The 5,192-nt window shown below is 42.6% G+C and carries 7 protein-coding genes; 3 read left to right on the forward strand and 4 right to left on the reverse strand.

Annotated elements, in window-relative coordinates; all coding sequences use genetic code 11:
• Positions 1-67 precede the first annotated feature (67 nt).
• On the forward strand, positions 68-958 hold the full coding sequence (locus tag H6G26_RS38200; protein ID WP_190736904.1) for an XdhC/CoxI family protein: 891 nt from the start codon (positions 68-70) through the stop codon (positions 956-958).
• On the forward strand, positions 940-1,545 hold the full coding sequence (locus tag H6G26_RS38205; protein ID WP_190736906.1) for a nucleotidyltransferase family protein: 606 nt from the start codon (positions 940-942) through the stop codon (positions 1,543-1,545). The genes H6G26_RS38200 and H6G26_RS38205 overlap by 19 nt, the downstream gene beginning before the upstream one ends.
• A gap of 67 nt (positions 1,546-1,612) precedes the next feature.
• On the opposite strand, the gene H6G26_RS41980 is transcribed toward H6G26_RS38205, so the two are convergent.
• From H6G26_RS41980 to H6G26_RS38220, 4 genes are all read right to left on the reverse strand, one after another.
• The gene (locus H6G26_RS41980; protein WP_199327269.1) at positions 1,613-2,011 is read right to left on the reverse strand and encodes a glutathione S-transferase domain-containing protein; all 399 of its coding nucleotides are present in this window, start codon (positions 2,009-2,011) and stop codon (positions 1,613-1,615) included.
• Between the two features lie 69 nt (positions 2,012-2,080).
• Complete coding sequence (locus H6G26_RS41985) at positions 2,081-2,242, reverse strand: glutathione S-transferase N-terminal domain-containing protein (protein WP_199327270.1); 162 nt, start codon at positions 2,240-2,242, stop codon at positions 2,081-2,083.
• A 152-nt stretch (positions 2,243-2,394) separates the two neighbouring features.
• The gene (locus H6G26_RS38215) at positions 2,395-3,453 is read right to left on the reverse strand and encodes a methyltransferase (protein WP_190736908.1); all 1,059 of its coding nucleotides are present in this window, start codon (positions 3,451-3,453) and stop codon (positions 2,395-2,397) included.
• Positions 3,454-3,636: 183 nt separating this feature from the next.
• Positions 3,637-4,500, reverse strand: a complete 864-nt coding sequence (locus H6G26_RS38220) for an NAD(P)-dependent oxidoreductase (RefSeq protein ID WP_190736910.1) — start codon at positions 4,498-4,500, stop codon at positions 3,637-3,639.
• A 109-nt stretch (positions 4,501-4,609) separates the two neighbouring features.
• Between H6G26_RS38220 and H6G26_RS38225 the strand changes: the two genes are divergently transcribed.
• On the forward strand, positions 4,610-5,173 hold the full coding sequence (locus tag H6G26_RS38225) for a LysR family transcriptional regulator (protein WP_190736912.1): 564 nt from the start codon (positions 4,610-4,612) through the stop codon (positions 5,171-5,173).
• The last annotated feature ends 19 nt before the right edge of the window (positions 5,174-5,192 follow it).

A 5,192-nucleotide genomic window follows, 5' to 3' on the forward strand; every position in this document is an offset into this window, starting at 1 on the left:
ACTGTTACTAATTTCAGCAATGTTCTCTGAGTACACCGTCACCTTTTAGTACATAACTACTATAAAAATGCGATCGCCCTGTGCCAGTTGCGTAAGTCCTGGTGTAGTTAAGGTACTCATTGAGCCGCTCTCGAACCAATTAGCCAAAGGTCAGCTAGATTTTATTGCTGAATGTCTGCATGGGCAAGAGTCGGGGGTAATGGCTACCGTATTTAAAGTGAGTGGAGAAATCATCGCCAAAGTAGCATCTCGATTGTTCTTAAAGCCAGATGGTACTGTTATTAGTAATATTGAAGATGAATTACTTGTGCAGCAAATTTTGGTAGATGTCCAACAAGTACTCAACCAAGGGGAATCGCGGGTAAAGTCTTATATTCTTCCCAGTGGTATTGCTGGAGTCTTCCTAGAAGTCATTCATCCTATTGTTCCTTTGGTAGTTTTTGGTGCAGGCCATGATGCCATCCCAGTTGTCAATCTTGCCAAACACCAAGGTTGGCACGTCACAGTTGTCGATAACAGACCAGGCTATATAACTTTTGAACGTTTTCCCAATGCAGACCAAATTATTTTTAGCGAACCTCAAACAATTCAGAACCACCTCGATCTGAATTCACGCACAGTTGCTATAGTTATGACTCATAGATATGAGAGCGATTTGGCACTGTTGCGAACCTTGTTACCATCCTCTGTATCCTACATTGGTATTCTTGGCCCTAAAAGCCGCACTCAGCGATTACTACAAGACCTCAAGTCTGAGGGATTTTTGCCAAAAGATACACAATTGCAACGTCTTTACGCTCCTGTGGGTCTTGATATTGGTGCAGATTCACCAGAAGCGATCGCGCTCTCAATCGTAGCAGAAATTCAAGCAGTGCTGGCAAATCGCTCTGGTGGAATGCTCAGGGCAAGATTTGGCTCAATTCATGGAGAGGAAATCACATGTCTGATGTCGGTCTAATTATTCTTGCTGCTGGTGCATCAGTTCGTATGGGAACGCCAAAACAACTTCTACGTTACGGTGAACAGAGTTTGATTGGGCATATAGTTGAAGTGGCCAATGCTTCAGTTTGCCACCCAATTATTGTTGTATTGGGGCCATATTCTGAACGGATCAAACCAGAGATTAACTCAGAAGAAGTACATATTGTAGAAAATCCACTTTTTGGTGAGGGAATAAGTAGCTCTATTCGTGTTGGTATACAAGCCCTTAATCTCATCAACAAAGAAGCAAAATCTGTTGTTTTGATGGTATGCGATCAACCTTTTATTTCACCTCAACTCATCAATCAACTTGTTGAAGTTTACGAAACTACTCTTAAGCCAATCGTTGCTTCACAATATGCAAACACTTTAGGTGTTCCTGCATTATTTAACCGCACTTTATTTGCAAAACTAACTACACTCAGTGGTACGGATGGTGCAAGACAGATAATTAAAAAATATCTTGGAGAAGTTTTAGCAATTCCTTTCTCCGAAGGTGTATTTGACTTAGATACTCCAGATGATTATGAGCAGCTTTTAATAAAAAATGGGACGGTATTTTAAAATTGATAATACAGCAGATTGCAGTTAGTGAAGGGTTGTAAGCTGTTGCATACAACCCCATTGGAAATTATACAGTCACTTTTTTTACATTCTCAAGCTGATTGACCTTATCCCACCAACTCCGTAGTTTCGGAGTTTGACCAGTAATTACCTCAAACTCCGAAGTCTGCGATAGGTAGATGAAGAGAGGAATTAGGTAGAAATCGACAATGCTTAGTTGGCTACCAAGTAGATACGGGCTAGCAACAGATAGTGATTCAATTGCCTCTATAGCCTTTTTTGCTGGTGCGGAAGCCTTTTGTACCAAATCGGAATCTGTATTGCCGCCCTGACTTGGTACAACCAAGCATTGCATTACAATTGTTCCAACATGAGCATAAAGATAGTTATCAATAATCCCTATTATCTGACGCATCCGCGCTTTGAGCATCGGTTCAGATGGGCTGAACTTGTTATCGGTAAACATTATATCGAGGTATTCGGTAATTGCTGTTGTTTCATAAAGCAGTTCTCCATCTACTTCCAGAGTTGGTATTTATCCAAAAGGATTTTTGGATAAATACTCCGCTGACTGGTTTTCTCCAGTAAAGATATCAATTCCTTTAAGGGTGTAATCTAAACCTGCTGATTCTAGCAGCAACCGGACAGTACGAACATAAGTACTGAGGGGAGTTCCGTAAACTATGAGTTTGGTCATTATTTTCAAGTTCCCAGTTAAAAATTTTACAGTAGAGTTGGTAAGGCTTTAATGTTGAGAAAACTTTATTGCTACCCAATTTATCCAGTAATGCTTGCCAATAGGCGCAGGGCTATGATCTTTGATTACTGAATCGGTGTTTTAGCGATCGCCTACTCTGGCTTTCGAGCAGTTACAATACTCCAATATTCAAAGGTCGGTTTAACTTCAATGTCAACAAACCCAGCCTCTGCCAGTATGGTAGATAGCTCCAGACCTGAATATTCTTGTCCGCCAGCACACCAAATCTGCATAATCACATTGAACGCCGCAGTGGATAATGGCCCTGTCCGATGATCGTTAAATAGCCACTGATGAATAATTATGCGTCCACCAGGCTCTAAACTATCAAAGCTTTTTTTTGTCAGAAAACGGTTTTTCTCAAGGTCGTAATTGTGATATATTAACGAGTAAAAATGCAAATCAGCAGAGGGAAATGGATCATTCCACATATCCCTAACTTCAGTGGTGATTTGCTCTGACAGTCCATACTCTACAATATACTCTTGAGCGACTTCGCAGACTGGCGCTATATCCAAAATTGTGGCTTTCAATTTAGGCCACTTGAGGGTTGCACCGATGCTGTGAGCACCAGAACCCCCAGCAATATCCAGCAGATGTTTATTGCTAGAGAGGTCTAGAGTTTCAGGCCACGCTAGGGCGGGAGCAACACTAATGGAATGCATGGCTTTTGTAAAAGTGCGCGTAACTTGATCTTTATTTTCTTGTTCGTGAACTTCGTATAAAGAATCACCCTCATAAACAATAGGAGCATCTGTCAAAATTGCTTTCTTAACTCCCACATAGGAGAAGGAATCGGCGTTAGCAATCATCAAATCCAAATAGCCGCAAAAAGAAGTAGGGTTAGTTTCAAGTAAATACTCAGAAGCAACATTCGTAAGGGAGTAGTATTCATCCTTTAATTCGATAAAATCCAGAGATGCACATACAGATAAAAGCGTTCCTGCTGCTCGTGGTGCAAGGTTTAGACTCTGGGAAATCTCTTCTAAAGTGCGTGGTGTTTCCGCTAGGAGGGGAAACAGTTTTAGTTCATGAGCAACTAGCAAAGTTGGATAACTGTATAGACCAACGATCACATCCCAAACCTTTGTACCAGCTGTTTGTGGTTTGTCAAGCTTGTTAATTGAAGCTTTACTTGTTACTTGGGTCATTTTAATTCTCCTAAGTAATTGCAAAAATGGGTAGTGGTAAATATGTAGTAGAAACGCAGATTTACTAACTTAAATTGGCGTTGTTGCACAAATTAGGGAAAATGGTAAATTTTGCCTATCACCATATTTCGTTCCCCACTTAGCCTGAATATGAAAACCAAAGTCAACTACAAAACTACAGAACTATAGATATAGATGAGATACAGCAGTTATATTCTCATCACCGTGACCTCGCTTGATAGCTTCCGTAAAGACATCCCGAGCTGTTTCCGCCATTGGCACCGACGCACCATTTAGCTTGGCTGTGTCGAACACATAACCTAAATCTTTCTCCACAAGCTCAACAGGAAACATTGGGGCGAAGTTGCGAGCCAGTATTCCACCTGCTGCTGCTTTAGCTGCCGGGCTACACACCGGAGTTGAGGACACAATGTCCATCACCTTGGTTTCATCTAGTCCGCAACGTTGCATGAGTCCGATCAACTCGCTTACAGTTGCAACTTGCACACTGAACAGGGCATTTACAGCAAGTTTGACAGCTGCTCCGCTCCCACTTGGCCCAGCATGGTGTACCGCGTTGCCCATAGCTTTTAAAACTGGCTCTGCCTTTGCAACAGCATCGGCTTCACCACCAACAAAGTAAATTAACTGGCCTGCTTTTGCCTGCGGGCGAGAACCAGCTACTGGTGCATCCAAGAAGGTGATTCCATTCTGAGAAAAGCGCTTTGCGAGTTCCCGTGCCCAAGCAACAGTTATTGTTGAACTTTCAACAGCTAGGGAGTTTTTAGACAAGCCAGCCAGTGCACCAGTGTCAGGATTTAACCATACATCCCTTGAGGCATCGTCATCTCGCACCATGCAGATAGCAAAGTCTGCTTCTTTCACAGCTGCACGAGGTGTATCGGCGGCTTCAGCCCCCATTTCCACAAGAGGAGCTGTCTTACCTGGACTTCGGTTCCATACCTTAACCTCATGACCTGCCTTTAAGAGTGCTGCGGCCATGGGCGACCCCATCGCACCCATACCAAGTACAGCAACTATAGACATATAATTATTTCCTTAGAGACATGATTGTTTTCTTGAGGATCAGCTTACTTTATCTATCAAATGGTATCAATAGTTGCTATTGCATCACACTCGTGCATAATATACAAGAATGGATTTGGAAAACTTACGTATTTTCATTGAAGTAGCCCGCCGAGGCAGTTTTGCAGCAGTCGCCCGAGACCACAACATAGATCCCTCATCTGTATCGCGAGTCGTCGCCTCTCTTGAGGAAGAATTAGGCATACGCTTATTCCAGCGAACAACACGGCACTTGACCCTAACAGAGTCCGGAAATCTCTACTTGTGTCGTGTTGATGCTTTGTTAGATGAGCTAGAACACGCTCGTGACGAAGCCCTTGCAGTCAGTGTTGGCCCTATCGGTACTTTGAGAGTCACGACCTCAGTAGCGTTTGGTCATAAATTCCTTGTGCCCTTACTCCCAGAATTTCGGGATTTATTTCCCGATCTTAAACTTGAACTACTACTAACAGATACAAATCTTGATCTAGTATCTGAACGCGTGGATTTAGCGATCCGTCTCGGGCCAAACATTCAGATTGGTGTTACCTGCGTAAAGTTATTCAACACGCGCTACCGAGTGTGTGTTAGAGGCTGTTTGAAAAGTCAAAGAAATGGTAAAAAAGCTCTCTCAGTATACGCTGTGAATATATAGTAGACAGCACTGAGAGAGC

Origin of the sequence: Nostoc sp. FACHB-888 (assembly GCF_014696655.1) — a bacterium.
Lineage (GTDB): Bacteria > Cyanobacteriota > Cyanobacteriia > Cyanobacteriales > Nostocaceae > Nostoc.

Coding starts and splice junctions, on each gene's coding strand:
- H6G26_RS38200 (WP_190736904.1), top strand. CDS start 68: ATGCGATCGCCCTGTGCCAGTTGCGTAAGTCCTGGTGTAGTTAAGGTA.
- H6G26_RS38205 (WP_190736906.1), top strand. CDS start 940: ATGTCTGATGTCGGTCTAATTATTCTTGCTGCTGGTGCATCAGTTCGT.
- H6G26_RS41980 (WP_199327269.1), bottom strand. CDS start 2,011: ATGTTTACCGATAACAAGTTCAGCCCATCTGAACCGATGCTCAAAGCG.
- H6G26_RS41985 (WP_199327270.1), bottom strand. CDS start 2,242: ATGACCAAACTCATAGTTTACGGAACTCCCCTCAGTACTTATGTTCGT.
- H6G26_RS38215 (WP_190736908.1), bottom strand. CDS start 3,453: ATGACCCAAGTAACAAGTAAAGCTTCAATTAACAAGCTTGACAAACCA.
- H6G26_RS38220 (WP_190736910.1), bottom strand. CDS start 4,500: ATGTCTATAGTTGCTGTACTTGGTATGGGTGCGATGGGGTCGCCCATG.
- H6G26_RS38225 (WP_190736912.1), top strand. CDS start 4,610: ATGGATTTGGAAAACTTACGTATTTTCATTGAAGTAGCCCGCCGAGGC.